Source organism: Aeromonas sobria, assembly GCF_050266975.1.
Classification (GTDB): Bacteria; Pseudomonadota; Gammaproteobacteria; order Enterobacterales; family Aeromonadaceae; genus Aeromonas; species Aeromonas sobria_B.
This window is the reverse complement of the sequence record NZ_JBKISU010000018.1, coordinates 69774-94688: the sequence shown is the minus strand read 5'-3', so window position 1 is coordinate 94688 and position 24915 is coordinate 69774. Positions and strand designations below refer to the sequence as shown.

Below are 24915 nucleotides of genomic sequence, written 5' to 3'. Positions count from 1 at the left end.
GGGCAGTTTGTGCTGCCGGCACGAAGAGAGCGAAGTTACCCTCGCTGCGTGAAGCCAAGACCACAGAAGTACAGTGTGAAAAAAGCCAATAAAAACAATGCCAGTCAGCCTTAACTGACTGGCATTAGCCCCAGGGGCGCCTCTTTATTTGTCCGTCAATCCGGATGGGGCCAGCCCCGTCCGCCTATTCATCGACCCGGGTAATGGCAAAGATCACCCGGCGCTTGGAGATCAGGGAGCTGCATCCCTGGCAGAAGTAATCGACCGCGCCGCACGCCTGCAGGCGCTCCAGCGGGGCCCCGCAATCGGGGCAGCTGGCCTCGAACCTCAACTCGGCATGGCAGCCAGGACAGCGCTGCTCGCCGTGGCGAGGATCCAGCGCCGCCGCGCAGAGGGGGCAGCAGGGGGAGGAATCATTCATGACAAGGGTCCTCATTGGATGGCGCCGGCCCAAGCAGGCGCGCAGGTTCACCGCTATCAGCATGGGGGCGACGGCTGGCCCGGGTCAAGGTAACAGGGTCCGGGCCCCCGGACCTTGACCCCCATCAAGGTAAAACGGCTGCCCTGAGGCAGCCGTCGTCATCACTTCTTCTTCATCTTGAGCAGGCGCTTGCGTTGGCGCTCCTGGCTCAGGGTGAGGTTGTTCTTCTTGCCCTCGAACGGGTTGACCGACTCCTGGAACTCGACCCGGATCGGGGTGCCCATGATCTTCAGGGACTTGCGGAAGTAGTTGATGAGATAGCGCTTGTAGGAATCCGGCAAGTCGTTCAACTGGTTGCCATGGATCACGATGCGCGGCGGGTTGTAGCCACCGGCGTGGGCATACTTGAGCTTGACCCGGCGACCGTTGACCATGGGCGGCTGGTGATCTTCCTGGGCCATCTGCATGATGCGGGTCAGCATGGCGGTGCTGGTGCGACGGGTCGCGGACTGGTACGCCTCCTGGATGGATTCGAACAGGTGGCCGACCCCGCTGCCGTGCAGGGCGGAGATGAAGTGCACCCGGGCGAAATCGATGAAGCCCAGACGACGGTCCAGCTCGTTCTTGACGTCCTCTTTCACCTTCTGATCCAGGCCGTCCCACTTGTTCACCACCAGCACCACGGAGCGGCCGGTGTTGAGCACGAAGCCCAGGATGCTCAAGTCCTGATCCGTGATGGTCTCGCGGGCGTCGATCACCAGCAGGCAGACGTTGGCATCTTCAATCGCTTTCAAGGTCTTGATGACGGAGAACTTCTCCACCGTCTCGTGCACCTTGCCGCGGCGACGCACGCCGGCGGTGTCGATGATGACGTACTTCTGCTCGTCACGCTCCATGGGGATGTAGATGGAGTCCCGGGTGGTGCCCGGCATGTCATAGACGATGACCCTGTCTTCCCCCAGCATGCGGTTGGTCAGGGTGGACTTGCCGACGTTGGGGCGACCGACGATGGCGAACTTGATGGGCAGGTCGGCGAACGGGGTCTCCTTGGTGTCCTCCCTGGTATCGAGCTCACCGGCGGCGACCATGCGCAGCAGGGCCTCTTCGTCGAAGTCCTCCTCTTCCTGCGCCTCTTCTTCGGCGTCGGCGGCGGCCTCGACCAGCTCCTCCAGATGGGGGGCCAGGGCCAGCTCCAGCAGGCTCAGTACGCCACGACCGTGGGCGGCGGCGATCTGGTAGACCTCCCCCAGCGCCAGGGAGTAGAACTCGGACACGGCGGAATCACCGTCGATGCCGTCGGTCTTGTTGGCGACCAGGAACACCTTCTTCTGGGACTTGCGCAGATGCTCGGCGATGGCCTGATCCGCGGCGGTCAGGCCGGCGCGGGCATCCACCATGAAGAGCACCACATCGGCCTCATCGATGGCCTGCAGGGACTGCTCGGCCATCTTCAGCTCGATCCCCTCCTCGGTGCCATCGATACCGCCGGTATCGACCACGATAAATTCCAGCTCGCCCAGCTTCGCCTGGCCGTACTTGCGGTCCCGGGTCAGGCCGGGGAAGTCTGCCACCAGGGCATCCCGGGTACGGGTCAGGCGGTTGAACAGGGTGGATTTCCCCACGTTGGGGCGGCCCACCAGGGCTACTACAGGAGTCATAAAAGCCTCATTCTCAAGACGACAAAGGCTCCGGGTCCGAAGACCAGGAGCCGGATAATCATAATGTCGGACGATCAGGGACGCTTCAGGGCGTACAACTTGCCGTCACGGCTCTGCACATACAGGGTCTCGTCATCCACCAGGGGGGCGGCGTAGAGGCCACTGCTGTCGAGCTGTTGCATCGCCTGTATGGTGCCGTCGCTACGATCCAGCCAATACAGGTAACCTTCCACATCGCCGACCACCACATAGTCACCGAAGATGACGGGGGCCGTGACGCTGCGATTTTCGAGCTGGGTGTTGGACCACAGCTCCAGACCGTTGCGACGGTCGATGGCAAACAGGTGGCTGCGGCTGTCGGTCAGCACGATGGCATTGCCGGTCACCGCCATGTCGCGATAGCCGGAATACTTGCGCTTCCACACCTCGTCACCGGTCATCAGCTTGCGGGCCATCAGTTGGCCATTGTAAGCGATGGCGTAGAGTTCATCGCCGGCGATGAGGGGGGCGGCATCCACGTCCACCATGCGATCCAGCTCGGTGGCGCCACGCGGGTCGGCCACCTTGGACTGGCGCACCGGCTGGCCGTTGCCGAGCAGGGCGATGCCCACCTTGCCATCGGCGCGGCCGTAGAGCACGGCGCCATTGGTGATCACCGGTGCCCCCGTGCTGCGCAGGGTCAGCGGCGGCTGCTCCTCGGCCAGGGTCCATTGCAGCTTGCCCTCGTCGGTATCGAGCGCCACCAGGCGGCCCGAGGTGGTCAGCACCACCACACGGCCATCCTCGACGGCGGGACTCGCCACCACTTCACCGGGCACATTGGTCTGCCACAGCACCTCGCCATTCTCCTCGGAGAGGGCATAGACCTGACCATTCTCGGAGCCGAGGAACAGCTTGCCGTAACGGGAGACCAGGCCGCCGGAGAGGCGGGCGCTGCGCTTGTCGGCATTGACCGGCAAGTCCGCCAGATCCACGCTCCACAGCGCCTTGCCGGTGCTGCGCTCGAAGGCGGTGACGTCCCCGTCGCGGGCGGCGGCATAGATGACATCATCCTCGACCACGGGACGCAGCTGGGAGTAGAAATTGCCGATGCCATCCCCGACCGAGCTGCGCCACAGGGTGTCGGCCTGGAAGCTGGACTCCACCTTGGGCAGGGGCGCCATGGGATTGAGATCCTCATCCTTGCTGAACAGGGAGCAGCCCTGCAGCACCACGGCGATGGCGGTGGCGAGCGCGACGCGTTTGAGGTCGCGCTGCAAACCCGATGTCAGATCACGCATCCGGAGCTCCTGCAGTGGCGGCGGCCGGCAGGGCCAGATCGTCCATCTTCAGCTTGAGTTCCGGGCTGGCCTGCAGGCCACCGGCATCGGCCGCCGCCTGGTAGGCATCCCGCGCCTCTTCCGGCTTGCCCTGTTTGAGCAGCAGGTCGCCACGCACTTCCGCCACCTGGGCCTTGAAGGCGTCATTGCTGATCTTGCCAAGCTGGGCCTGGGCCTCGTCAAACTTGCCCTGATCCCCCAGTACCCGGGCCAGACGCAGGGCGGCGATGGGCTGCACGCTCTCGTCACCCTCGGCCACGACCCGGGTCAGCTGCTCTGCAGCCAGATCCAGCTTGCCCGCCTTGACGGCGGCGGCAGCCAGCTGCAGGGCGGCCAGCTCGCTGTAGGACTCGCCCTTGTGCTCGGCGATGAAGCTCTGCGCCTGGGCAAAGGCGGCATCGTCGCCCTTGGCCAGGGTCTGGGTCAGCTGGTTGTAGGCCTGGGAGGCGGCCTCCTGGTTCGACTGCTGGTGTTCGTTGTAATAGCGCCAGCCAAACAGGGCCACCAGACCGATGACGGTCCCGGCGATGACCGAGGTGCCGTTCTCTTTCCACCAGTTCTTGATGACTTCAACCTGTTGTTCTTCGGTGGTATACACTTCCACGGCTTACTCTCCTTTGTCTGCCAGCAGGGCAATGACGGCATCGACCGGGGCGGTCTGTTGTTCCCCCTGGCCACGCAGATACTTGATGGTCACCTCGCCGTTCTGCGCCTCGGACTCGCCGAGGATCAGGGCGATGGCCGCACCGCTCTTGTCGGCACGCTTGAGCTGTTTCTTGAAGTTGCCGCCGCCGCAATGGCTCATCAGGCGCAAGTCAGGCAGCGCATCGCGCAGCCGCTCGGCCAGGGCAAAACCGGCCGCTTCCACCCCCTCGCCCACCATGGCCAGGTAGACATCCACCGCAGGGCGAATGTCGGCATTGAGCTCCAGGGTCTCGAGCATCAGCACCAGACGCTCCATGCCCATGGCGAAGCCCACCGCCGGGGTGGCTTGACCGCCCAGCTGTTCCACCAGGCCATCGTAGCGGCCACCGGCACAGACGGTGCCCTGGGCTCCCAGGCTGCTCGTCACCCACTCGAAGACGGTGAGGTTGTAATAATCGAGACCGCGCACCAGTCGCTCGTTCACCTCGAACCGGATGCCGGCGGCGGTGAGCAGGCGCTTGAGCCCCTCGAAGTGGGCCAGGCTCGCTTCACCCAGGTGGTCGAACAGGCGCGGCGCGCCCACCAGGATCTCCTGTACCCGCTCGCTCTTGGAGTCGAGCACCCGCAGCGGGTTGCTGTACATGCGGCGCTGGCTGTCTTCGTCCAGTTCCTCCTTGTACTGCTCCAGGTAGGCGACCAGGGCATCGCGATAGGCGGCGCGCTCCTCGCTCTGACCCAGGGTATTGAGCTGCAGGGTGACGTGATCCTGGATGCCGAACAGGCGCCACAGGCGGTGAGTCAGCATGATGAGCTCGGCGTCTATGTCAGGCCCATGGATGCCGAACAGCTCGACCCCGAACTGGTGGAACTGGCGATAGCGCCCCTTCTGGGGACGCTCGTGGCGGAACATGGGGCCCATGTACCACATGCGGCGCTCCTGGTTGTAGAGCAGACCATGCTCGATACCGGCGCGCACGCAGCTGGCGGTGCCTTCGGGGCGCAGGGTCAGGCTGTCGCCATTGCGATCCTCGAAGGTGTACATCTCTTTTTCGACCACGTCGGTCACTTCACCGATGGCACGCTTGAACAGATGAGTCTGCTCGACGATGGGCATGCGCACCTCGCTGTAGCCATAACTGGCGACAACCTGACGCAGGATCTGTTCCACTTTCTGCCATACCGGGCTCTGCTCCGGCAGGCAGTCATTCATACCGCGAATCGCTTGAATCTGTTTTGCCACGTTGCTACTCGAGAAAAGACGTGAAATTTGGCCGCATTATAGGGATTTTCGACCCCGAGGTAAAATCAGGGTGCCCGGATGCGGGATGTAAAATCAATAACCTAAAGGCGGGGCCACCCCAGGTGGCCCCGCTCTGGTTGTACCTTTACCGGTTCAACCCTTGTCCACCTGGATCTGGTTGGCGGGATCCAGCATGGCGGCGCGGGCACGGATGCGCCGCTCCAGGGTCGGGATGAGATCCTTGTTGTCGAGCCGGTCGACCCGCTGCCCCCCCTCGTAGAAGGCGCTCTTGTTGGCCGCGCCGGCGAGGCCGAGATCCGAGACCAGGGCCTCGCCCGGGCCGTTCACCACGCAGCCGATGATGGAGACATCCATGGGGGTGATGATGTCTTCGAGCCGCTCTTCCAGGGCGTTGACCGTCCCTATCACGTCGAACTCCTGACGGGAGCAGGAGGGACAGGCGATGAAGTTGATGCCACGGGAGCGAATGCGCAGGGACTTGAGGATATCGAAGCCCACCTTCACCTCCTCCACCGGATCGGCGGCCAGGGAGATGCGCAGCGTGTCCCCGATGCCCTCGGTGAGCAGCATGCCAAGGCCGATGGCGGATTTCACCGCGCCGGCACGGAACCCGCCCGCCTCGGTGATCCCCAGGTGCAGGGGCTGGTCGATCTGCCTGGCCAGCAGGCGATAGGCGCCGACCGCCAGGAAGACGTCGGATGCCTTGACGCTCACCTTGAAGTTGTCGAAGTTGAGGCGGTCCAGGTAATCCACGTGGCGCATGGCCGATTCGAGCAGGGCCTCCGGGGTCGGCTCGCCATACTTTTCCTGGATGTCCCGCTCCAGGGAGCCGCCGTTGACGCCGATGCGGATCGGGATGTTGTAATGACGGGCGCAGTCGACCACGGCGCGCACCCGCTCTTCATTGCCGATGTTGCCCGGGTTGATGCGCAGGCAGTCGGCGCCATACTCGGCCACCTTGAGGGCGATGCGGTAATCGAAATGGATGTCGGCAACGATGGGGATCTGGGTCTGCTGCTTGATGAGGCGAAAGGCTTCCGCCGCCTCCATGGTGGGCACCGAGACCCGGACGATATCGGCACCGACCCGCTCGATCCGCCGGATCTGCTCGACGGTGGCGGCCACATCCGTGGTCTTGGTATTGGTCATGGTCTGGACCGTGATGGGGGCATCGCCCCCCACCGGTACCTTACCCACCATGATCTGCTTGGACTTGCGACGAATGATCGGGGATACATGAGCGGACATGGGTACAACTTACTCCTGCGGCAACGCGAACTTGGCGGTCCGGCCGTTATTGTAACGGCTCATGTCGATGGACTGGCCTTCGAACTCAATCCGGACCGCCATGGGCGCGCCCACGATGAATTTCAGCGGCGCGGTTCCGTTCAGAACCAGCTCGTCATTGGCCTTCTTCAGGCCGCTAAACAGGGTCTTGCCGGTGGCATCCTTCACGTCGAGCCAGCAGTCGGCGGTGAAGTTGAGCTTGAGCTGGGGCACGCTGGCCGGCTCTGCGGCGGGCTCGGCCACCGTGGCCACGGCCTCGCTGACCACGGGCTCTTCGACCGGGGCCGTGGGGATGGCGGCGCTCACGGCAGGCTCTTCGCTCACGGGCGCAACGCCTTGATCCACCTCGGCCAGGGGAGCCGGTTCTACCAGGGAGAGCTCGCCTTCGGTGGCCTCGCTCACCTCGGGGGAGGCCGAGGGGCCTATCTCGCTGGCGGCCAGCGCCTCCTCCCCGGCGGATCGCTTGGCCGTGCTCTGCCACCACCAGGCGACCGACAGACCGATCAGGGCCAGGATCACCAGCCAGGTCACCAACTTGAGGCGGCTGTCATTGGCCTGCTGACGGGAGCGGCGCGAGAAGCTCTGCATGTCGATGTTGTCCGGGGGGGTCAACCCCAGCTTGGTATAGGCGGCGAGCACAGTCTCCTCGGGCACCCCCACCAGCTTGGCGTAGGTGCGCAGGTAACCCCGGATGAAGGTATGAGAGGTGTGCTTGTCGTAAGTATCTGATTCGATAGCCGCAATCAGGGTAAGACGAAGATGAAGGCGTGACGCTACCTGTTCACGGGTCCAGCCAAGCTGTTCGCGAGCGGCGCGCAGCAGCTGGCCAGGGCCCGCTGCCTGAGATTCGTCTTGAGAGTCGTGTTGCTGTTCAATAGTCATTGGCTAAGTAACGCTTGGCTTGTGGCGAAGAGGGAAAGCGCTGTACCAGCTCAGTCCCGAATTGGTGAAGTAATGCCGGTTTGTCCATCGACTGGGCGAGACGCAGTCTCAGCCAGAGGCTCTGTTCGCTCTCCTCGGCCACGGCCGCATAACGAACGAGATAGTCCTGCACATCGGTCAGCTTGCCATCTTTCATGGAAAGCTCGGCCAAGTCCAGCAATAACCCTGGATCGCGGGGATTATACCCCAAGGCCAGATGATAGTATTCGCTCGCCTTGTCTTTTCTGTTGTTTTGCAACGCACAGAGCGCCGCATTCTCGTAGGTGTCGGCGATCTTGACGTAGTCTGGCTGGGCGATGGCCCGGTTGAAGGCCTGGTCGGCCTCGTCGAAGCGGCCGCGATTGCAGAGGAAGGCGCCGTAGTTGTTCATGGCGTCAGCATTGGTCGGATCCATGGCCAGGGCTTTCTTGTAGCTCGCCTCGGCCGACTTGAAATCCTGCACCTGCTGGAAGAAATAGGCAAAGCCTATCTGGATCTGGGGGTTGCCGGGGTCATATTGCAGCGCCTTGTCCAGATTGAACTTGGCCTGCTCGCTGTTGCCCTGACGCAGATACTGGATACCCAGATCCAGCCTGGTCTGGGCCGCGGCCTTCAGATCCGGGCCGACTTCCCTTTGTGTCGAGTTCGGGCCAACGTAGCTAGTCTCGGTCACGCAGCCGGACAGCGCACAGAGCGCTGCCACCATAATCAATTTACGTGTATCCATTTCCCTGACTATACAATGGCTTAGCGGTTAGACCATTTTGACGGAAATCCCATCCTGTTGCATCCGCTTTTTCATGGTGCGTTTAGTGCGGTCGATCACATCTCCGACCAACTGACCGCAGGCGGCGTCGATGTCGTCCCCGCGGGTCTTGCGCACTATCACGGTCAGGCCGTACTCCATCAGCACCTTGGAGAAGCGGTCGATGCGACTGTTGCTCGGCTTGCCAAACGGGTTGCCCGGGAAGGGGTTGAAGGGGATCAGGTTGATCTTGCTCGGGGTATCTTTCAGCACCTGAGCCAGCTCGTGGGCATGCTGCATGTCGTCATTGATATGATCGAGCAGCACATATTCCACCGTGACCCGGCCCCCATTGGCGTTGGACTTGGCCAGGTAACGACGCACACCGGCGAGGAAATCCTCGATGTTGTACTTGTCGTTGATGGGCATGATCTCGGAGCGCAGCTTGTCATTGGGCGCGTGGAGCGAGATGGCCAGGGCCACGTCGATCTGATCCCCCAGCATGTCCAGGGCCGGCACCACGCCGGAGGTGGAGATGGTCACCCGACGCTTGGAGATGCCATAGCCAAAATCGTCCATCATCAGTCGCATGGCCGGGATCACGTTGGAGAGGTTGAGCAGGGGCTCGCCCATGCCCATCATCACCACGTTGGTGATGGGGCGCTTGCCGCCGACCACCTTGGCGGCGCGCCACACCTGGCCAATGATCTCGGAGACCTTCAGGTTGCGGTTGAAACCTTGCTGGGCGGTGGAGCAGAAGGTACAGGCCAGGGCGCAGCCGACCTGGGAGGAGACGCACAGGGTGGCGCGGTCCGCTTCCGGGATGTAGACGGTCTCGACTTCCTGGTCCCCGACCTGCAGGGCCCACTTGATGGTGCCATCGGAAGAGCGCTGTTCACGGCTCACTTCCGGAGCGCGGATCTCGGCCACCGCCTTGAGCCGCTCGCGCAGCACCTTGTTGACGTTGTTCATCTGATCGAAATCGTCACAACCGAAGTGATAGATCCACTTCATCACCTGATCCGCCCGGAATGGCTTCTCGCCCAGTTCGACGAAGAAGGCACGCATGGCATCCCGATCAAGATCCAGCAGGTTGGTTTTTGTTTCGCTCATCAAAGGCCTCAGTCCACACACTACGAAATGATTGCTGACGGTCGTCAGGGGGCGGCATTGTACAAATAATGTGTCTGCCTTGCTACCCGCAGCATACGGAGTTATCCGGCTTTTCGCCAAATAACGAAAGGGAGCCGAGGCTCCCTTTGCTGGTTTTCACTGCCGACGTCATCAGGCGCGCGGGCAGATCTCGTCATCGCCGAAGAAGTAGGCAATTTCACGGGCGGCAGAGGCCGGGGCATCGGAACCGTGTACGGCGTTGCGATCTATGCTGTCGGCGAAGCAGGCACGCAGGGTACCGGCCAGGGCATCGGCAGGATTGGTGGCGCCCATGATCTCGCGGTTGCGACGGATGGCGTCTTCGCCCTCCAGTACCTGCACCATGACGGGACCCGAGGTCATGAAGGCAACCAGGGCATCATAGAAGGGACGCCCTTCGTGCTCGGCGTAGAAGCCGGCAGCCTGCTCGCGGCTCATGTGGATCATCTTGGCTGCGACGATGCGCAGGCCCGCGCTCTCAAAGCGGTTGTAGATGGCACCGATCAAGTTCTTGCTGACCGCATCCGGCTTGACGATAGAGAAGGTACGTTCGATAGCCATTAGATCTTCCTTAAACTACTGAGAATTAGGGTAAGAATTGATGTTCGGCGGCGATTATACGTAAACAAAAAGCGAAACAACATACAAAAAGGCAACTTTTTGTTAAACAAAGTCATCGTTAAAACAACATGACAGCTCACCTTGCCGTAGCCTAACCCAAAAAAATGTGCGCTTGCCCACGTTTTTCTGACCAAATGCATGAAAATCAAGCTCTCCCCCCCCTTTCGGGCGCCCTGTTGGCCTGCTGCCTTGCGGCGGGCGATCGCCCGAAGGCGCGGATCTTCGCCATGAAAAAGGCGCCATCAGGCGCCTTGTGGCAATGGGGTGAGCACTATCGCGTCTCGTCCAGCAGGGTGCGGGCCAGGGTACGCATCCCCAGGGTATTGGCCCCCGGCGCCCACAGGCTGTCACCGTTCTCGCTGAAACAGGAGGCAAGATCCACGTGCAGCCAGCCCTGCCCCTCGTTGGCGACGAAGCGGGAGAGGAAGCCGGCCGCGTTGGAGGCGCCCCCCGGGCCGCCGCCCGGCACGGGACGGCTGTTGGCGGTGTCGGCATAGTGGGACGGACACTGGGTGCGGTGCCACGGTTCGAGGGGCAGCGGCCAGGCCGGCTCCTGCTCCGCCTCGGCGTAGGTCATGGCCCGGCTCACCAGTCCCTTGTCCAGGCCGAACAGGGCGTTGTAACGTCCCCCCAGCGCCATCACGGCCGCCCCGGTCAGGGTGGCGGCGTCCAAGATGAGGGGCGCGCCGCTGGCACAGGCCAGCTGCAGGCCATCGGCCAGTACCAGACGCCCCTCGGCGTCGGTGTTGACTATCTCCACCGTGGTGCCGTTCTTGTAGGTGAGGATGTCACCCAGCTTGTAGGCGTGGCCCGAGACCAGGTTCTCGGCGCAGCAGAGGATGAGCTTGACCCGCTTGTCCAGGCCCCGCAGCATGGCCAGCGCCAGGGCGCCGGTGACGATGGCGGCGCCCCCCATGTCATGCTTCATGGTCAGCATGCCCTGGGAGGTCTTCATGGAGTAGCCGCCGGAGTCGAAGGTGATGCCCTTGCCCACCAAGGCCGCGGCGACGGGGGCCTTGGGATCCTTGCCCGGGTTGAAGTCGAGCTCCAGCATGACCGGCTCGCGATCGCTGCCCCGGCCCACCTGATAGAGGCCCACCCAACCGGCCTGGGCCAGGGCCTCGCCCTTGAGGATGCGGTGGCTCACCTTGTCCGGCGCCAGCTCGGTGATGAAGGCCGCCGCCTCCACCGCGAGATCCAGCGGCCCCAGCTGCTCCGGCGTGGCATTGGTCATCTCGCGCACCCAGCGCCCGCACAGCCAGCGCCCTTCCAGCTCGGCCCTGTCCTCCTCGCTGCAGGTGGCCCATTGCAGCTCCACCTCCACCTTGGGGGTCTGCAGCCCCTGGGCGAAGGCCCACTGCTGCTCCCTGTCCCAGTGACCGGCCAGGCTCACCCTGTGGATCCCCTGGCTGCAGAGGCGGCGCGCCGCCTGCTGGATATCCTGCAGGGGACTCGCACTCACCAGATGGATCAGGGCGCCGTCGGCGCGATGGGAGAGCAGGGCTCCCTCCCCCCACTCTGGGGCGGCAAATTCACGGCTCAGCCAGACATTCATACAGACACCTCTTCGAGACAGATCGCAATGGAGGCCCCCCCGGCTAACACCGGGTAGCCGTGGTCATGATCCCCCTGTTTCAGGCAGGCGTTCATGCCGTCACCTCTTCGAGCCAGCGGGCGATGGTGCGCAGGCCATGGCCCTTGGCGCCGGTGGCCCACAGCTCGTTGCCCGCCTTCTGGTAGGCACCGGCCAAGTCCATGTGCAGCCAGCCCCGCCCCTCGTCACGGACGAAGCGCGACAGGAAGGCGGCCGCCGTGGTGGCGCCGGCCGTGCCTTCGGCCGTGGCCACGTTGCTCATGTCGGCAAACGAGGAGCCGAGCTGGCCCTGATGCCAGGTCTCCAGCGGCAGGACCCAGGCCTTCTCGTTTTCCGCCTTGGCGGCGGCCAGGCCACGGGCCTGCTCGGCCTCGTCCAGGGCGAACAGCGCATTGTAGTCACGGCCCAGGGCCATCTTGGCGGCGCCGGTCAGGGTGGCGGCATCGAGAATGTAGGGGGCGCCGCTCTCGCTGGCGGTCAGCAGGCCGTCCGCCAGCACCAGGCGTCCCTCGGCGTCCGTGTTCTGGATCTCGACGCTGATGCCGTTGCGATAGGTGAGGATGTCGCCGAGCTTGAAGGCATGGCCCGAGACCAGGTTCTCGGCGCAGCAGAGGATGAGCTTGACCCGCTTGTCCAGGCCCCGGGCGATGGCCAGGGCCAGGCCGCCGGTTACCATGGCGGCCCCCCCCATGTCGGATTTCATCGGCAGCATGCCATCGGACGATTTCATGCTGTAGCCGCCGGAGTCGAAGGTGATCCCCTTGCCCACCAGGGCAGCGGCCACGGGGGCATCCGGGTTGCCGCTCGGGTTGTAATCGAGTTCCAGCAACACGGGCTCGCGCTCGCTGCCCCGGCCCACCGACCAGATGCCGATGTGGCCCGCTTCCTTCAGGGCTTCACCGCTGGTGATGCGGGCGGTGACACTGTCACCGGCCAGGCCGCGAATGAGCAGCAGGGCGGATTCCGCCAGGCTCATGGGGTAGATCTCCTCCGGGCAGGCGTTGGTCACGTCCCGCACCCAGGCGCTGGCCTTGAGCAGGCCATCGAGGGCCTGGGCGTCCTGGGCCGACTGCTCGCCAAACGCCAGTGTCCGCTCCCCCTTGGCGGCATAGAAGCCCTGGGCGAAGGCGAAGCGGCGCTCCAGATCCCAGCCCTCACCGGCCAGGCGCACCCGCTTGATGCCGGAGGACTCCAGGCGGCGGGCGGCCCGCTGAATGGCGCGCAGGGGCTCCTGGTCAAGATGTACCCGGGCCTCGTCACCGTTGAAACTCAGCAGGGCACTCTCGCCCCAGTGGGGGGCGGCCGCCTGGGTGGACAACACTACATTCATCATCTCAGCCATCTCTTCTTGCTTCCTTTTCTTTTTGGCAATGGGTCGGTCGGGGAATGGCGGCAATAAAAAAGGCCGTCTCCCTCTCGGGTCACGGCCTTCACCATATCACTTTTGCATCCGCACCGGCTGCATACTCGTTTGACCCGGCGCGGATCAGTGGCGCTCGGAGGCGAGGTTGAGGGTGTACTTGGGCAGCTCCACCACCAGATCCTCGTCCGCCAGACGCGCCTGGCAGCTCAGCCGGGATTCCGGCTCCAGACCCCAGGCCTTGTCCAGCATGTCGTCTTCCAGCTCGTCGCTCGGCTCGAGGGAATCAAAGCCTTCCCGTACCACGCAGTGGCAGGTGGTGCAGGCGCAGGATTTCTCGCAGGCATGCTCTATCTCGATGCCGTTGCGCAGGGCGATGTCCAGTATGGTCTCACCGCTCGCCCCTTCCAGGGCCGCGCCCTCCGGGCAGAGTTCGGGATGGGGCAAAATGATCAGTTTCGGCATATCACACCTTGTTAACGTCTTGGCCGGTCAGCACCTTGCGGATGGAGGCATCCATGCGACGGGCGGCAAACTCGCCACTGGCAGCATCCGCCGCCTCGATGGCATCTTTGATTTCATTGGTCGACCCGGCCAGGCGCATCTGGCTGAGATGGGCGATGGCGGCATCGAGTTCGGCCCGCTCGGCGGCGCTCAGCAGGATCTCGCCATCGGCGGTCAGGGCGGCATTGAGGCTCTCGATGACTCGATCCGCCTCTACCTGCTGTTCGGCCAGCATGCGGGCGGCCATGTCCTGCTCCGCATGTTCGATGGAGGAGGTCAGCATGGAGAGGATCTCCTCCTCGGCCAGGCCGTAGGAGGGCTTGACCTGGATCTCGGCCTGCACCCCGGAGGACTTCTCCATGGCGCTGACCGAGAGCAGACCATCGGCATCCACCTGGAAGGTGACCCGGATGTGGGCGGCCCCCGCCGCCATGGGCGGAATGCCGGTCAGGGTGAAGCGGGCCAGGGAGCGGCAATCGGCCACCAACTCGCGTTCCCCTTGCACCACGTGGATTGCCATGGCGGTCTGGCCATCCTTGAAGGTGGTGAACTCCTGGGCGCGGGCCACCGGGATGGTGGTGTTGCGCGGGATCACCTTCTCGGCCAGCCCCCCCATGGTCTCAAGCCCCAGGGAGAGCGGGATCACGTCCAGCAGCAGCATCTCGGCGTCGGGCTTGTTGCCCACCAGGATGTCGGCCTGGATGGCGGCACCGATGGCCACCACCTTGTCGGGGTCGATGCTGGTGAGCGGGGTGCGGCCGAAGAAGCCCCCCACCTGTTCACGCACCAGGGGCACGCGGGTCGAGCCGCCGACCATCACCACTTCCAGCACCTCCTCGGCGCCGAGCCCGGCATCTTTCAGGGCGCGGCGGCAGGCCAGCAGGGTGCGCTTGACCAGGGGCAGGATGAGGGCATCAAACCGGACACGGCTCACCTCCCCCTGCCAGCCGGCAAAGGTGCAGGGCACGGTGTCGGCATCGGTCAGGCCATGCTTGACCGCGGCCGCCGTGTCCAGCAACTCCCGTTGCAGGCGGGCATCGAGGTCACCGGCCAGACCGGCCTGCCCCTTGATCCAGTCCGCCAGCAGGTGATCGAAGTCATCGCCACCCAGGGCCGAGTCGCCGCCGGTGGCCATCACCTCGAACACGCCGCGATGCAGGCGCAGGATGGAGATGTCGAAGGTACCGCCGCCGAGATCATACACGGCGATCACCCCTTCCTGGCCCGAATCCAGACCGTAGGCGATGGCGGCGGCCGTGGGCTCGTTGAGCAGGCGCAACACGTGCAGACCGGCCAGACGGGCCGCATCCTTGGTGCCCTGGCGCTGGGCATCATCGAAATAGGCAGGCACTGTGATGACGACACCATCGAGATCGCCCCCCAGGGACGCGGCACCGCGCTCGGCCAGGCTCTTGAGGATCTCGGCCGACACCTGCACCGGATTGACCAGCCCCTGGCGGGTCAGGATCTGGGGCGAGCCGTTGTCACTGGCCACAAACTCGTAAGGCTGCTGTCGGGTGTCAATGTCCGCCAGGGCCTTGCCCATCATGCGCTTGACCGAGATGATGGTGTTGCGGGGGTCGAGGGCGGCCTCGCGCTTGGCGTCAAATCCGACCCGGATGGTGTCGGTCTGGTAGTGCACGGCGGAGGGCAACAAGACCCGCCCCTGACTGTCACTGAGGGTATCGGCCTGGCCGCTGCGCACCGCGGCAACCAGCGAGTTGGTGGTGCCCAGATCGATGCCGACGGCACGTTTATGCTGATGAGGCGCGGCGCTCTGGCCGGGCTCGGCGATTTGCAGTAATGCCATGGGAGTGAAAATTCCAGCGTTAAGGGATCAAGACTCGAACAGCGAGTCTTCGAAACGTTCCAGCTCATCGAGCAGCTTGTCGACAAACTTGAGCTTGCGCACGCAATCGGCGGCCTTGAGATCGTCGCCAGCGGCGAGACTGTCGATCAGCCGTTGCATCAGATGGCGGTGATCCTGCCCTATCTCCTGGCGAAAATCCGCGATGGCCGCCTCAGGTTGGGGATCGGACTTGAGATCCGCCAGCCGCTCGCGCCACTCCAGTTGCTGCATCAGGAAGGCGGTGTCTTGCAGGGTCTGCTGTTCGCCGCGGATCTCGGTGCCCCGCAGGGAGAGCAGGTATTCGGCACGGCGCAGGGGCGCCTTGAGGGTGGCGAACGCATCGTTGATGCGGGCCGCCTGCTGCACGGACGCCAACCGCTCCCGTTCGGGTGCGGTGGCAAAACGGTCTGGATGAAACTGGCTTTGCAGCTGGCGGTAGGTCTCCCCCAGCTGGCGGGTATCGAGCTCGAACCCTGGTACCAGTCCAAACAGCTCGAAATGGTTCATGAGGTCCCCTTACACACTGAAGCTTTCGCCGCAACCACACTCGCCCTTGGCATTCGGGTTGTTGAACTGGAAGCCCTCGTTGAGGCCCTCCTTGACGAAATCCAGCTCGGTGCCATCCAGGTGGGCCAGGCTCTTGGCGTCGACGATGATCTTGACGCCCTGTTGCTCAAATACCCGATCGCCGTCGCTGAGCTCGTCAACGAACTCCAGCACATAGGCGAGACCCGAGCAGCCGGTGGTCTTGACGCCGAGGCGCAGGCCCAGGCCCTTGCCGCGGTTGCTCAGGAAATTGGATACCCGCTCGGCCGCGGCTGCTGTCATGGTAATGGCCATACTGCTCTCCGAACCTTAAACGAGACCTTTCTTCTGCTTGTAGTCGGCGATGGCTGCCTTGATGGCATCCTCAGCCAGGATGGAGCAGTGGATCTTGACCGGCGGCAGCGCCAGCTCTTCGGCGATATCCGTGTTCTTGATACCGGCCGCTTCGTCCAGTGTCTTGCCCTTGACCCACTCGGTCACCAGGGAGCTGGAGGCAATGGCGGAGCCACAACCATAGGTCTTGAACTTGGCATCTTCGATGATGCCGGCGTCGCTGATCTTCAGCTGCAGCTTCATGACGTCGCCGCAGGCCGGCGCACCGACCATGCCGGTGGCGATGCTGGGGTCGTTCTTGTCGAAACCGCCGACGTTACGGGGGTTTTCGTAGTGGTCTATTACTTTTTCGCTGTAAGCCATGATTAACTCCTGCTAATTCCGTTGTCGCCGCTGATCCTCAGTGATCAGTGGTGTGCCCATTCGACCGTGTTCAGATCGACGCCGTCCTTGTACATCTCCCACAGGGGAGACATCTCGCGCAGACGACCGATGGAGTCACGGATAAGCTTGATTGCGTAATCGATCTCTTCTTCCGTGGTGAAGCGACCCATGCTGAAACGAATGGAGCTGTGTGCCAGCTCGTCGTTCAGGCCGAGGGCGCGCAGCACATAGGAGGGCTCCAGGCTGGCAGAGGTACAGGCCGAACCGGAGGAGACCGCCAAATCCTTGAGCGCCATGATGAGGGATTCCCCTTCCACATAGGCAAAGCTGACGTTGAGGTTGCCCGGCACGCGCTGATCGAGATCCCCGTTGACGTAGACGGCTTCGATGTCTTTCACCCCGTCCCACAGACGCTGGCGCAGGGCCATCATGCGCTGGCTCTCGCTCGCCATCTCTTCCTTGGCGATGCGGAACGCTTCGCCCATGCCGACGATCTGGTGGGTCGGCAGGGTGCCGGAGCGCATGCCACGCTCGTGACCGCCGCCGTGCATCTGGGCTTCCAGACGAACCCGGGGCTTGCGACGCACGTAGAGGGCGCCGATCCCTTTGGGGCCATAGACCTTGTGGGCGGACACGGAGAGCAGATCCACCTTGAGGGCTTCGACGTCCACCGGGATCTTGCCGGCGCTCTGGACCGCATCGACGTGCAGGAAGATCTTGCGCGAACGGCACAGGTTGCCGATGGCGGCGATGTCTTGCACCACGCCGATCTCGTTGTTGACGTGCATGATGCTCACCAGCACGGTGTCATCGCGCAGGGCGCCTTCGATCTGCTCCAGGGTGAACAGGCCGTTGGGCATGGGCTCGAGGTAGGTCACCTCGTAGCCTTCACGCTCCAGCTGGCGGCAAGTGTCGAGCACCGCCTTGTGTTCGGTCTTGGAGGTGACGATGTGCTTGCCCTTGCTGGCGTAGAAGTGGGCTATGCCCTTGATGGCCAGGTTGTTGGACTCGGTCGCACCTGAGGTGAACACGATCTCGCGGGGATCGGCACCGATGAGCTCTGCCACTTGATTTCGGGCCAGATCGACCGCCTCTTCGGCCTGCCAGCCGAAGCGGTGGGAACGGGAGGCAGGGTTGCCAAACAGGCCATCCATGGTGAGGCACTGCATCATCTTCTCAGCGACCCTGGGGTCGACGGGGCAGGTTGCCGAATAATCAAGGTATATAGGCAGTTTCATCTTTTTCTCCGTTACAGACCGACCACACATCGGTTGGCTGTGGAAAGCACGTTTATAGTTGGACTTTCAGGCTCACATCGCCGCGTTCCGCCCGGTCAACCAGGGACAACACGGTTTTCATCTTTTCATCCTGCTTGTCGGCAATCCGGCGGACATCCGCCTGCCCGACCAACTCGGCCAGGGTGATATCGCCAAGGAAGCTGGAGATACGTTCACTCAGATCGCGCCACAGGGAGTGGGTCAGGCACTGGGTACCGCCATGGCAGCCCCCTTTGCCGAGGCACTTGGTGGCATCGACCGACTCGTCGACGGCCGTGATCACCTGGCCGACCGAGATGGCCGCCGGATCCAGACCGAGGCGATAGCCGCCGCCGGGACCGCGTACGCTGCTCACCAGGCCGTGCTTGCGCAGGCGGGCGAACAGCTGCTCAAGGTAGGACAGAGAGATGCCCTGGCGTTCGGAAATATCAGCCAGGGGCACGGGCCCCTGCTCGGCATGTAACGCCACATCTAGCATGGCGGTTACTGCATAACGTCCTTTCGAGGTCAGTCTCATATCCGTTACCGTCTTGCGAACCAATTGGCAATTATGGTCACATACCCGACTAAAACAGTCAAGTTTATGGTTGACTGTTTTAGTCGGGATTAATCCTGGGGTCTGGGCTTCTGTACCGAGGTCAGGATGCCGCGCAAGATGTTGAGTTCCACCGCTTCCGGCCGGGCCCGGTTGAACAGGCGGCGCAGCTTGTTCATCACCTGTCCCGGGTGCTCCTCGCTGATGAAACCGGTCTTGAGCAGGGTCTGCTCCAGGTGCTGATAGAAGCCATCGAGCTGAGCGGCGCTCGGGTAGACAGCCTCGTCTGCCGGCTCAGGGGACGGTGCCTGCTGCGCCAGCCAGTGCATGCGCACCTCGTAGCAGAGGGTCTGCACCGCCATGGCAAGGTTGAGGGAGCTGTATTCGGGATTGGCCGGGATGGCCACATGAAAATGGCACTTCTGCAGCTCGTCATTGGTCAGGCCGGTACGCTCGCGACCAAACACCAGGGCGACCGGATGCCGGGCCGCCTCCGCCACCAGCTTGGCTCCCGCTTCGCGCGAGTCCAGCATCGGCCAGCTCAGGGTGCGTGAGCGGGCACTGGTGCCGATCACCAGACCACAATCGGCGATCGCTTCATCCAGGGTAGAAACGATGCGGGCATTGGCCAGGATATCGCTGGCACCGGCGGCCAGGGCATTGGCGTTGCCATCGGGCAGCGCCTGGGGGTCAACCAGTACCATCTGGCTCAGGCCCATGGTCTTCATGGCCCGGGCGGCCGAGCCCATGTTGCCGGTGTGAGAGGTGTTTACCAAGACGATACGAATCTTATCCAACATGCCCGGTCAATCTTTCGTGAAAAATGGCGCGCAATTGTAACATAGCCGATGCCCCTTTTGGCATCGTAAATGGCGATCCATTTCGAGGGCCCAGGGAACTTATTGGCCCATCTCCCGGGACTAACAAGATAGGTACCCCACACAGGTTGATGGCATGTTGCCGCTCTGGTTGTATGAAAGCCTGCCCGCCGCCTCTCTGGGCGGGGGCCTCTTGTTGCTGCACCTTGGTGCTCATCCTCTCCTGCTGGGGGGCGGCGCCCTGCTGTTTGGCTGTGGCGCCCTGCTCTGGATGATGCGCTCCAGCTATCGACGCACCGACCTGGTGGTCTATCCCAGCCACTGGTGGTTTCGCCCCGAATGGTTCTATGAGGCGCAGCCCTTCCTCTGGCTGGGGTTGGCCGCCGCCCTCGGCCGGCTCGAGCAGGGCACCTGGCCGGCTCTGCTTGCCAGCGGGTGGGCCCTGCGCTGCCTCTGGGCCAGACACAGGCATCGCCATCACGCCGACGGCCTGGCGTCTCAGTTAAAGCGCAGCACCCTGCGCCGTCGCCACCGGCTGCTCTGATGCCTGTCCCTGCACGATGAAATGGGCCAGATCCTGCAACGGATACCTGAGCAGCGCCGGCAGGGCGGCCAGATCCAGGCTGTCTATCAGGTTCTTGAGTTCGAGCCCGAGCTCGGTGTCCCCTTCGATCTTGAGGCGACGCTGGAAGAAGAGGGTATCGGGATCCTCCTTGCGCGCCGAGATGAGAATGAGATCGCTGCCGCTGCCACTGAAGCTGACATCGACCCTGGGGGAGGCGTCGCTCACCAGCAGCGCCCCCTCCCGCTGACTGATGAACCAGCACAGCCCCAGATCCGTCACCTCCACCTTCAGCCACTTGTCCGCCAGAAAATCGAGATCCCCGTCCGCGATGGCCTCTCGGAACACCCGGGCCAGCAGCGGCTCCATCAATCGGCGTTGCAGGGCAAAGGGCACCATCCCCAGGGGACGGCGCAGCAGCTGGGGGGCCTGGGCGACCAGACGGCGCTGTAGTTGTTGAAACACGGTTCTCTCCTCCTCGGGGTTTTCGGCATTCAAGCACAGGCCGGCAAGACGGATCCTGTTGAAAATCAAACTTGTGCGCGGTTAACCCTTGCTGGGTAAAGCCACCTAAAACTGCCTCAGGTCAAAAAGCGCGGCCGCCGCCCTGCATACAATCGGGGCTCTTTTGCGTTATCGGAGCACAACCGATGGAATTACTCTGCCCGGCGGGGAGCCTGCCGGCTCTGAAAAGCGCCGTGGATAACGGCGCCGATGCCGTCTATATCGGCTTCAAGGACGACACCAATGCCCGCCACTTCGCCGGCCTCAACTTCGATGGCGGCAAGCTGGAGAAGGCGGTCGACTATGTGCACCAACATGGCCGCAAGCTGCACATCGCCATCAACACCTTCGCGCACCCGGGCGGCGATGCCAGGTGGCAGCAAGCGGTGGACAAGGGGGTGGCCCTGGGCGCCGACGCCCTCATCGTCGCCGATCTCGCCGTGCTCGATTACGCCAGCCGTCGCCATCCCGAGATGGAGCTCCATGTCTCGGTGCAGGCCAGTGCCACCAATGCCGCCGCCATCCGCTTCTACCAACGCCACTTCAACGTCGGCCGGGTGGTGCTGCCCCGGGTGCTCTCCATGCATCAGGTCAAGCAGCTGGCGCGGGAGACGGACGTCGGCCTCGAGGTGTTCGCCTTCGGCAGCCTCTGCATCATGGCCGAGGGGCGCTGCTACCTCTCCTCCTACCTGACCGGGGAGAGCCCCAACACGGTCGGGGCCTGCTCCCCCGCCAAGTTCGTGCGCTGGGAGGAGACCCCGAACGGGCTCGAATCTCGGCTCAACGAGGTGCTGATCGATCGCTACGGTCCGGGTGAGAACGCCGGCTACCCGACCCTGTGCAAGGGGCGCTTCGAGGTGGATGGTCAGACCTATCACGCCCTGGAGGAGCCCACCAGTCTCAACACACTCGGCTTGTTGCCCGAGCTTTTTCAAAGCGGGATCCAGTCGGTCAAGATAGAGGGACGCCAGCGCAGCCCCGCCTACGTGGAGCAGGTGACCCGGGTGTGGCGCGCCGCCATCGACAGCTACCTCGCCTCCCCCGAACGCTATGGCGTCAAACCCGAGTGGGATGCCCAGCTCGCCCGCGTCTCCGAGGGCAACCAGACCACCCTCGGCGCCTATCACCGCAAGTGGCAATAAAAGGAGCACATATGCAATTTTCTCTCGGGCCCCTGCTGTTCTACTGGCCCAAGACCCAGACCCGGGCCTTCTACGAAGCGGCGGCCCAAAGCGAGGCCGATATCGTCTATCTGGGGGAAACCGTCTGTGCCAAGCGGCGCGAACTCAAGGTCGATGAGTGGATGGCGCTCGCCAAGGAGGTCGCGGCGAGCGGCAAGCAGGTGGTGCTCTCCACCCTGGCCCTCATCTCGGCGCCGTCTGAGCTCAAAGAGCTCAAGCGACTCGTCGACAATGGCGAGCTGATGATAGAGGCCAACGATCTGGGGGCGGTACAGCTCGCCCGGGAATCGGGGGTGCCCTTCGTCTGCGGCCCCGCCATCAATGCCTACAACGCCGAGGTACTGCGCCTGCTGCTCAAGCAAGGGATGCAGCGCTGGGTGATGCCGGTGGAGCTCTCCCGTGACTGGCTGGTGCAGCTGGCACAGGATCTGGGCAAGGAGCGTCAGCAGTTCGAGGTGGAAATCTTCGCCTACGGCTATCTGCCCCTGGCCTACTCGGCGCGCTGCTTCACCGCCCGCTCGCTGGACAAGCCCAAGGATGGCTGCGAGCTGGCCTGCATCCACTACCCTACCGGGCGTCAGGCCCTGAGCCGGGAGGGGCAGCCCCTGTTCAACCTCAATGGCATCCAGACCCAGTCCGGCTACTGCTACAACCTCGGCAACGAGCTGGCGGGGATGCGGGATCTGGTGGATGTGGTGCGCCTCTCCCCCCAGGGGATGGACACCCTGGCGATGCTGGAGCGATTTCGGGCCAATCAGGGGGGGCTGGCTCCCCTGCCCCTCTCGGCAGATCGCGAGTGCAACGGCTACTGGCGCCAGATCCCGGGCATCCAGCTGGCGCAGTGACCTGCGTTCGCCAGAGACGAAAAAGGCCTCGTGACGAGGCCTTTTCTCATGGGAGGAACAGACCCAGATCAGATGGCGGGCTGCTTGCTGCCCTGATCGCGCCTGGCCTCACCCCCCGGCTGCGCCGCCTTTCTCGCCATCAGCTCCAGCTCCAGCAGGGCGTACCTGTGCTCGATGAAGTCATAGACATTGTTCGCAAGCGCCAGCTTGAAGTAGCTGATCGCCTCCTTGCGGTTGCCCTTGGCCAGCTCGAACTTGCCCAGGTAGAAGTAGGCCTCGCACAGGCGCTCGGCCAGCTCGCGGTTGTCCTTCACCCCGGTCACCACGCTGGCCATCAGCTGGGTAGGCGTGAGTGTGCCGCTGTAGAGGCGCACCAGATCCCAGTTCCAGGCGCTATCACCATGCTGGCGCAGGTGCTCGCGCAGATGGCTCATGGCACTCGCCTCGTCGAGCTTGCGCTCGGCCAGGTAGAGCCAGAGCACCCGGTAGGGATCTTCGGGCTGGGCATCGTAGAAACGCTTCATGTCCGAGACCGACAGCGAGGCCCGGTTGCCGTAATAGAGGGCGATGCCGCGGTTGAGGTAGGCATAGTCGTAATCCGGGGCCAGCTCCAGCGCCGAGTCGAACGCCTCGTAGGCCTCGTCATAGTTCTGCTGCTGCACCAGATAGACGCCGATGAAGTTGTACGCCTCGGCAAAGTCCGGTTTCTCCCGCAGGGCGCGGTTGAAATCCAGCCTGGCGAGGGAACGCAGCCCGACCCGGTCAAACACCACGGCGCGCTCGTAAAACAGCTCGGCCCGCTGCTCCGGGGTCAGCTCCATCTCTCCCAGCATCTGGCCGAGGCGGGCCAACGCCAGCTCACTCTGGTAAGAAACCTGCAAGGGGGTCGCCAGCACCAGCGAGGTGGGCTGTGGCACTACTTTAGGGGGCTCTACCTGACTACGACTGCTGCATCCCGACAGGGGCAGCAATACCAGGACACCGAGCAGGTATCCCATCCCTTTACTGACGCTCAATGAACACTCCGACGCAGACCCTTGACTGGCATATGGTAAAGAGGAAGTCCGCCTTTGTCATGTGGCTGACCCCTTTCCCGACAAATAAATCAGGATTCGACAGGGTATCCAGCATCGAGCCAGCCCCTGAAGCCTCCATCGACGCTGATCACATGGCGGTATCCCATCTGGCGCAGGGCATCTGCCGCCAGAATGGAGCGAAAACCGCCGCCACAATAGAGGTAGAGCGGGGTTTCCGGATCCGGGTAGTTGACCTCTATGTCCCGCTCTATGATCCCCTTGCCGAGGTAGCGAGCCCCCGGCAGGTGGCCACGGGCCCACTCGCTCTCCTCGCGGATGTCGATGAGATGAAAGTGACGCCCCTCATCCTGCCAACCCTTGATCTGATGAACGTCCGTCTCTTCAACCCGGCCTCGGGTTGCCTCGATCAGAGCCAAAAAACGGGGACTGTGTTGCATGTGATGCTCCTTGTCTTGTGACCAATGGGAGAGAGAATGAAGTGCCATGCTCCCGCTGCGCAGTGACGATACGGGGTCTCGCCCCCTTTGTCACCCTGCCTGAAGATGCCGGGCGATGCAAAACAAGAGAGCGCCCGCAGGCGCTCTCTTCATATCAGGATCAGGGATGCCGCTCAGGGCAGTACATCGGGCTGATCCGCCCCTTCCTTCTCGACCTGGGTCGGCATCATGTGCTCGCGCTTGATGCCGATGAACATGGCGAAGGCGCTCGCCACATAGACCGAAGAGTAGGTACCAAAGCCGATGCCGATCAGCAGGGCCGTCGCGAAGCCGTGGATCAGGGTGCCCCCCTTGAGGAACAGGGCCACCACCACCACCAGGGTCGTGCCTGAGGTGATCAGGGTACGGCTCAGGGTCTCGGTCATGGAGGCATCCAGGATCTCGGCGGTATCGCCACGGCGCAGCTTGCGGAAGTTCTCCCGCACCCGGTCAAACACCACTATGGTGTCGTTCAGGGAGTAGCCCACCACCGTCATCACGGCCGCCAGCACCGTCAGGTCAAACTCCCACTGGAAGAAGGAGAAGAAGCCCAGGGTGACGATGACGTCGTGAGCCAGCGCCAGCACGGCGCCGGCCGAGAGTCGCCACTCGAAGCGGAAGCTGATGTAGGCGAGGATGCAGAGCAGGGCCACCAGGATGGCGAGACCACCCTGCTCGGCCAGCTCCTGACCGACCGCGGGGCCGACGAACTCGACCCGCTTGATCTGGGCGCTGCCCAGGGTCTTGACCGCGGTCAGCACCTTGTCACCCTGCTGCTGGGCCTGCAGCCCCTCTTCCGGTGCCAGGCGGATCAGCACGTCGCGGCTGGAACCGAAGTTCTGCACGGTCGCGCCCTCTATCCCCTGGCTCTCCAGCACCTCGCGAACCTTGGGCAGCTCGACGGTCTGCTCGAAGCCCACTTCGATGATGGTGCCGCCGGTGAAGTCCAGGCCCCAGTTCAGTCCCTTGGTGAACAGGCTGGCAAAGGCCAGGATCACGAACAGGATGGAGAGGGCGGAGGCCGGTTTGGCAAAGCGCATGAAGGGAATGGCTTTGTCGGTTTTCAATAACTCATGCATG

General features: G+C 63.3%; 27 protein-coding genes. 3 read left to right on the top strand and 24 right to left on the bottom strand.

Translation table 11 applies throughout. The features are described 5' to 3' along the window. Nucleotides 1–184: 184 nt before the first annotated feature. From ACLHZ1_RS12100 to trmJ, 20 genes are all read right to left on the bottom strand, one after another. Nucleotides 185–421: a zinc ribbon domain-containing protein gene (locus ACLHZ1_RS12100; protein ID WP_408796529.1), complete on the bottom strand. Its 237-nt coding sequence runs from the start codon at nucleotides 419–421 to the stop codon at nucleotides 185–187. A 161-nt stretch (nucleotides 422–582) separates the two neighbouring features. Then, the gene (der, locus tag ACLHZ1_RS12095) at nucleotides 583–2079 is read right to left on the bottom strand and encodes a ribosome biogenesis GTPase Der (protein ID WP_427262283.1); all 1497 of its coding nucleotides are present in this window, start codon (nucleotides 2077–2079) and stop codon (nucleotides 583–585) included. A 74-nt stretch (nucleotides 2080–2153) separates the two neighbouring features. Continuing rightward, nucleotides 2154–3359 carry an outer membrane protein assembly factor BamB gene (bamB, locus tag ACLHZ1_RS12090; RefSeq protein WP_427262282.1) on the bottom strand — a complete coding sequence of 402 codons (1206 nt, stop codon included), beginning with the start codon at nucleotides 3357–3359 and terminating at the stop codon, nucleotides 2154–2156. Continuing rightward, entirely contained in the window at nucleotides 3352–4002 is a 651-nt protein-coding gene (locus tag ACLHZ1_RS12085; protein ID WP_427262281.1) for a YfgM family protein, read from the bottom strand. The genes bamB and ACLHZ1_RS12085 overlap by 8 nt, the downstream gene beginning before the upstream one ends. Before the next feature lie 3 nt (nucleotides 4003–4005). Next, nucleotides 4006–5283 (bottom strand): histidine--tRNA ligase, encoded by a 1278-nt coding sequence (gene hisS, locus ACLHZ1_RS12080; RefSeq protein WP_427262280.1) that lies wholly within the window; start codon nucleotides 5281–5283, stop codon nucleotides 4006–4008. A gap of 153 nt (nucleotides 5284–5436) precedes the next feature. After that, nucleotides 5437–6552 (bottom strand): flavodoxin-dependent (E)-4-hydroxy-3-methylbut-2-enyl-diphosphate synthase, encoded by a 1116-nt coding sequence (gene ispG, locus ACLHZ1_RS12075; RefSeq protein ID WP_427262279.1) that lies wholly within the window; start codon nucleotides 6550–6552, stop codon nucleotides 5437–5439. 9 nt (nucleotides 6553–6561) lie between these two features. After that, on the bottom strand, nucleotides 6562–7473 hold the full coding sequence (locus ACLHZ1_RS12070) for a RodZ domain-containing protein (RefSeq protein ID WP_427262278.1): 912 nt from the start codon (nucleotides 7471–7473) through the stop codon (nucleotides 6562–6564). Next, nucleotides 7463–8239, bottom strand: a complete 777-nt coding sequence (gene pilW / locus ACLHZ1_RS12065) for a type IV pilus biogenesis/stability protein PilW (RefSeq protein ID WP_427262277.1) — start codon at nucleotides 8237–8239, stop codon at nucleotides 7463–7465. Before pilW ends, ACLHZ1_RS12070 begins: the two co-directional genes overlap by 11 nt. Nucleotides 8240–8266: 27 nt before the next feature. Then, nucleotides 8267–9370 carry a bifunctional tRNA (adenosine(37)-C2)-methyltransferase TrmG/ribosomal RNA large subunit methyltransferase RlmN gene (locus ACLHZ1_RS12060; RefSeq protein ID WP_408796537.1) on the bottom strand — a complete coding sequence of 368 codons (1104 nt, stop codon included), beginning with the start codon at nucleotides 9368–9370 and terminating at the stop codon, nucleotides 8267–8269. 171 nt (nucleotides 9371–9541) lie between these two features. Next, entirely contained in the window at nucleotides 9542–9970 is a 429-nt protein-coding gene (gene ndk / locus ACLHZ1_RS12055) for a nucleoside-diphosphate kinase (protein WP_041994423.1), read from the bottom strand. A gap of 331 nt (nucleotides 9971–10301) precedes the next feature. Beyond that, complete coding sequence (gene pepB / locus ACLHZ1_RS12050) at nucleotides 10302–11585, bottom strand: aminopeptidase PepB (protein ID WP_041994426.1); 1284 nt, start codon at nucleotides 11583–11585, stop codon at nucleotides 10302–10304. Nucleotides 11586–11676: 91 nt separating this feature from the next. Continuing rightward, nucleotides 11677–12966: an aminopeptidase PepB gene (pepB, locus tag ACLHZ1_RS12045; protein ID WP_427262276.1), complete on the bottom strand. Its 1290-nt coding sequence runs from the start codon at nucleotides 12964–12966 to the stop codon at nucleotides 11677–11679. 144 nt (nucleotides 12967–13110) lie between these two features. After that, nucleotides 13111–13449, bottom strand: coding sequence for an ISC system 2Fe-2S type ferredoxin (fdx, locus tag ACLHZ1_RS12040; RefSeq protein ID WP_005907038.1), 339 nt, complete (start codon nucleotides 13447–13449; stop codon nucleotides 13111–13113). A 1-nt stretch (nucleotide 13450) separates the two neighbouring features. Then, nucleotides 13451–15298 (bottom strand): Fe-S protein assembly chaperone HscA, encoded by a 1848-nt coding sequence (hscA, locus tag ACLHZ1_RS12035; protein WP_427262275.1) that lies wholly within the window; start codon nucleotides 15296–15298, stop codon nucleotides 13451–13453. 27 nt (nucleotides 15299–15325) lie between these two features. Next, nucleotides 15326–15844: a co-chaperone HscB gene (gene hscB, locus ACLHZ1_RS12030; protein ID WP_427262274.1), complete on the bottom strand. Its 519-nt coding sequence runs from the start codon at nucleotides 15842–15844 to the stop codon at nucleotides 15326–15328. Between the two features lie 9 nt (nucleotides 15845–15853). After that, nucleotides 15854–16177 carry an iron-sulfur cluster assembly protein IscA gene (gene iscA / locus ACLHZ1_RS12025; protein ID WP_041994443.1) on the bottom strand — a complete coding sequence of 108 codons (324 nt, stop codon included), beginning with the start codon at nucleotides 16175–16177 and terminating at the stop codon, nucleotides 15854–15856. A 15-nt stretch (nucleotides 16178–16192) separates the two neighbouring features. Beyond that, the gene (gene iscU / locus ACLHZ1_RS12020; protein WP_005907033.1) at nucleotides 16193–16579 is read right to left on the bottom strand and encodes a Fe-S cluster assembly scaffold IscU; all 387 of its coding nucleotides are present in this window, start codon (nucleotides 16577–16579) and stop codon (nucleotides 16193–16195) included. Between the two features lie 44 nt (nucleotides 16580–16623). Continuing rightward, the gene (locus ACLHZ1_RS12015) at nucleotides 16624–17838 is read right to left on the bottom strand and encodes an IscS subfamily cysteine desulfurase (RefSeq protein ID WP_041994450.1); all 1215 of its coding nucleotides are present in this window, start codon (nucleotides 17836–17838) and stop codon (nucleotides 16624–16626) included. 52 nt (nucleotides 17839–17890) lie between these two features. Next, entirely contained in the window at nucleotides 17891–18394 is a 504-nt protein-coding gene (iscR, locus tag ACLHZ1_RS12010; protein ID WP_427262273.1) for a Fe-S cluster assembly transcriptional regulator IscR, read from the bottom strand. 89 nt (nucleotides 18395–18483) lie between these two features. After that, the gene (trmJ, locus tag ACLHZ1_RS12005) at nucleotides 18484–19212 is read right to left on the bottom strand and encodes a tRNA (cytosine(32)/uridine(32)-2'-O)-methyltransferase TrmJ (RefSeq protein ID WP_427262272.1); all 729 of its coding nucleotides are present in this window, start codon (nucleotides 19210–19212) and stop codon (nucleotides 18484–18486) included. Between the two features lie 154 nt (nucleotides 19213–19366). Between trmJ and ACLHZ1_RS12000 the strand changes: the two genes are divergently transcribed. After that, nucleotides 19367–19774 carry a hypothetical protein gene (locus ACLHZ1_RS12000; RefSeq protein WP_111874542.1) on the top strand — a complete coding sequence of 136 codons (408 nt, stop codon included), beginning with the start codon at nucleotides 19367–19369 and terminating at the stop codon, nucleotides 19772–19774. Here the strand turns inward: ACLHZ1_RS12000 and ubiT are convergent. Further along, a complete protein-coding gene (gene ubiT, locus ACLHZ1_RS11995; RefSeq protein ID WP_427262271.1) occupies nucleotides 19733–20257 on the bottom strand; it encodes a ubiquinone anaerobic biosynthesis accessory factor UbiT in 525 nt (174 codons plus the stop codon). The two genes, ACLHZ1_RS12000 and ubiT, sit on opposite strands and share 42 nt — an antisense overlap. A gap of 185 nt (nucleotides 20258–20442) precedes the next feature. Here ubiT and ubiU point away from each other — a divergent pair, with 185 nt between their 5' ends. Together ubiU and ACLHZ1_RS11985 are read left to right on the top strand one after the other, a co-directional pair. After that, nucleotides 20443–21438, top strand: coding sequence for a ubiquinone anaerobic biosynthesis protein UbiU (gene ubiU / locus ACLHZ1_RS11990; protein ID WP_427262270.1), 996 nt, complete (start codon nucleotides 20443–20445; stop codon nucleotides 21436–21438). Between the two features lie 11 nt (nucleotides 21439–21449). Beyond that, nucleotides 21450–22322 carry a U32 family peptidase gene (locus ACLHZ1_RS11985; RefSeq protein ID WP_427262269.1) on the top strand — a complete coding sequence of 291 codons (873 nt, stop codon included), beginning with the start codon at nucleotides 21450–21452 and terminating at the stop codon, nucleotides 22320–22322. Nucleotides 22323–22390: 68 nt separating this feature from the next. Here the strand turns inward: ACLHZ1_RS11985 and nlpI are convergent, their stop codons facing one another. The 3 genes from nlpI to secF form a co-directional block, all read right to left on the bottom strand. Then, a complete protein-coding gene (nlpI, locus tag ACLHZ1_RS11980; protein WP_408796548.1) occupies nucleotides 22391–23338 on the bottom strand; it encodes a lipoprotein NlpI in 948 nt (315 codons plus the stop codon). Nucleotides 23339–23427: 89 nt separating this feature from the next. Next, a complete protein-coding gene (locus ACLHZ1_RS11975) occupies nucleotides 23428–23796 on the bottom strand; it encodes a rhodanese-like domain-containing protein (protein ID WP_408796549.1) in 369 nt (122 codons plus the stop codon). A 173-nt stretch (nucleotides 23797–23969) separates the two neighbouring features. Further along, on the bottom strand, nucleotides 23970–24914 hold the full coding sequence (secF, locus tag ACLHZ1_RS11970; RefSeq protein WP_111874538.1) for a protein translocase subunit SecF: 945 nt from the start codon (nucleotides 24912–24914) through the stop codon (nucleotides 23970–23972). Nucleotide 24915 lies beyond the last annotated feature (1 nt).

Excerpts from the sequence above, each read along its gene's own strand:
- hscA (WP_427262275.1), bottom strand. The coding sequence starts at position 15,298 with ATGGCATTACTGCAAATCGCCGAGCCCGGCCAGAGCGCCGCGCCTCAT.
- ndk (WP_041994423.1), bottom strand. The coding sequence starts at position 9,970 with ATGGCTATCGAACGTACCTTCTCTATCGTCAAGCCGGATGCGGTCAGC.
- hscB (WP_427262274.1), bottom strand. The coding sequence starts at position 15,844 with ATGAACCATTTCGAGCTGTTTGGACTGGTACCAGGGTTCGAGCTCGAT.
- iscA (WP_041994443.1), bottom strand. The coding sequence starts at position 16,177 with ATGGCCATTACCATGACAGCAGCCGCGGCCGAGCGGGTATCCAATTTC.
- ispG (WP_427262279.1), bottom strand. The coding sequence starts at position 6,552 with ATGTCCGCTCATGTATCCCCGATCATTCGTCGCAAGTCCAAGCAGATC.
- ACLHZ1_RS11975 (WP_408796549.1), bottom strand. The coding sequence starts at position 23,796 with ATGCAACACAGTCCCCGTTTTTTGGCTCTGATCGAGGCAACCCGAGGC.
- ACLHZ1_RS12100 (WP_408796529.1), bottom strand. The coding sequence starts at position 421 with ATGAATGATTCCTCCCCCTGCTGCCCCCTCTGCGCGGCGGCGCTGGAT.
- trmJ (WP_427262272.1), bottom strand. The coding sequence starts at position 19,212 with ATGTTGGATAAGATTCGTATCGTCTTGGTAAACACCTCTCACACCGGC.
- ubiU (WP_427262270.1), top strand. The coding sequence starts at position 20,443 with ATGGAATTACTCTGCCCGGCGGGGAGCCTGCCGGCTCTGAAAAGCGCC.
- ACLHZ1_RS12060 (WP_408796537.1), bottom strand. The coding sequence starts at position 9,370 with ATGAGCGAAACAAAAACCAACCTGCTGGATCTTGATCGGGATGCCATG.
- der (WP_427262283.1), bottom strand. The coding sequence starts at position 2,079 with ATGACTCCTGTAGTAGCCCTGGTGGGCCGCCCCAACGTGGGGAAATCC.
- ACLHZ1_RS11985 (WP_427262269.1), top strand. The coding sequence starts at position 21,450 with ATGCAATTTTCTCTCGGGCCCCTGCTGTTCTACTGGCCCAAGACCCAG.
- ACLHZ1_RS12070 (WP_427262278.1), bottom strand. The coding sequence starts at position 7,473 with ATGACTATTGAACAGCAACACGACTCTCAAGACGAATCTCAGGCAGCG.
- pepB (WP_041994426.1), bottom strand. The coding sequence starts at position 11,585 with ATGAATGTCTGGCTGAGCCGTGAATTTGCCGCCCCAGAGTGGGGGGAG.
- pilW (WP_427262277.1), bottom strand. The coding sequence starts at position 8,239 with ATGGATACACGTAAATTGATTATGGTGGCAGCGCTCTGTGCGCTGTCC.
- iscR (WP_427262273.1), bottom strand. The coding sequence starts at position 18,394 with ATGAGACTGACCTCGAAAGGACGTTATGCAGTAACCGCCATGCTAGAT.
- bamB (WP_427262282.1), bottom strand. The coding sequence starts at position 3,359 with ATGCGTGATCTGACATCGGGTTTGCAGCGCGACCTCAAACGCGTCGCG.
- pepB (WP_427262276.1), bottom strand. The coding sequence starts at position 12,966 with ATGGCTGAGATGATGAATGTAGTGTTGTCCACCCAGGCGGCCGCCCCC.
- fdx (WP_005907038.1), bottom strand. The coding sequence starts at position 13,449 with ATGCCGAAACTGATCATTTTGCCCCATCCCGAACTCTGCCCGGAGGGC.
- iscU (WP_005907033.1), bottom strand. The coding sequence starts at position 16,579 with ATGGCTTACAGCGAAAAAGTAATAGACCACTACGAAAACCCCCGTAAC.
- ACLHZ1_RS12015 (WP_041994450.1), bottom strand. The coding sequence starts at position 17,838 with ATGAAACTGCCTATATACCTTGATTATTCGGCAACCTGCCCCGTCGAC.
- secF (WP_111874538.1), bottom strand. The coding sequence starts at position 24,914 with ATGCATGAGTTATTGAAAACCGACAAAGCCATTCCCTTCATGCGCTTT.
- ACLHZ1_RS12000 (WP_111874542.1), top strand. The coding sequence starts at position 19,367 with ATGTTGCCGCTCTGGTTGTATGAAAGCCTGCCCGCCGCCTCTCTGGGC.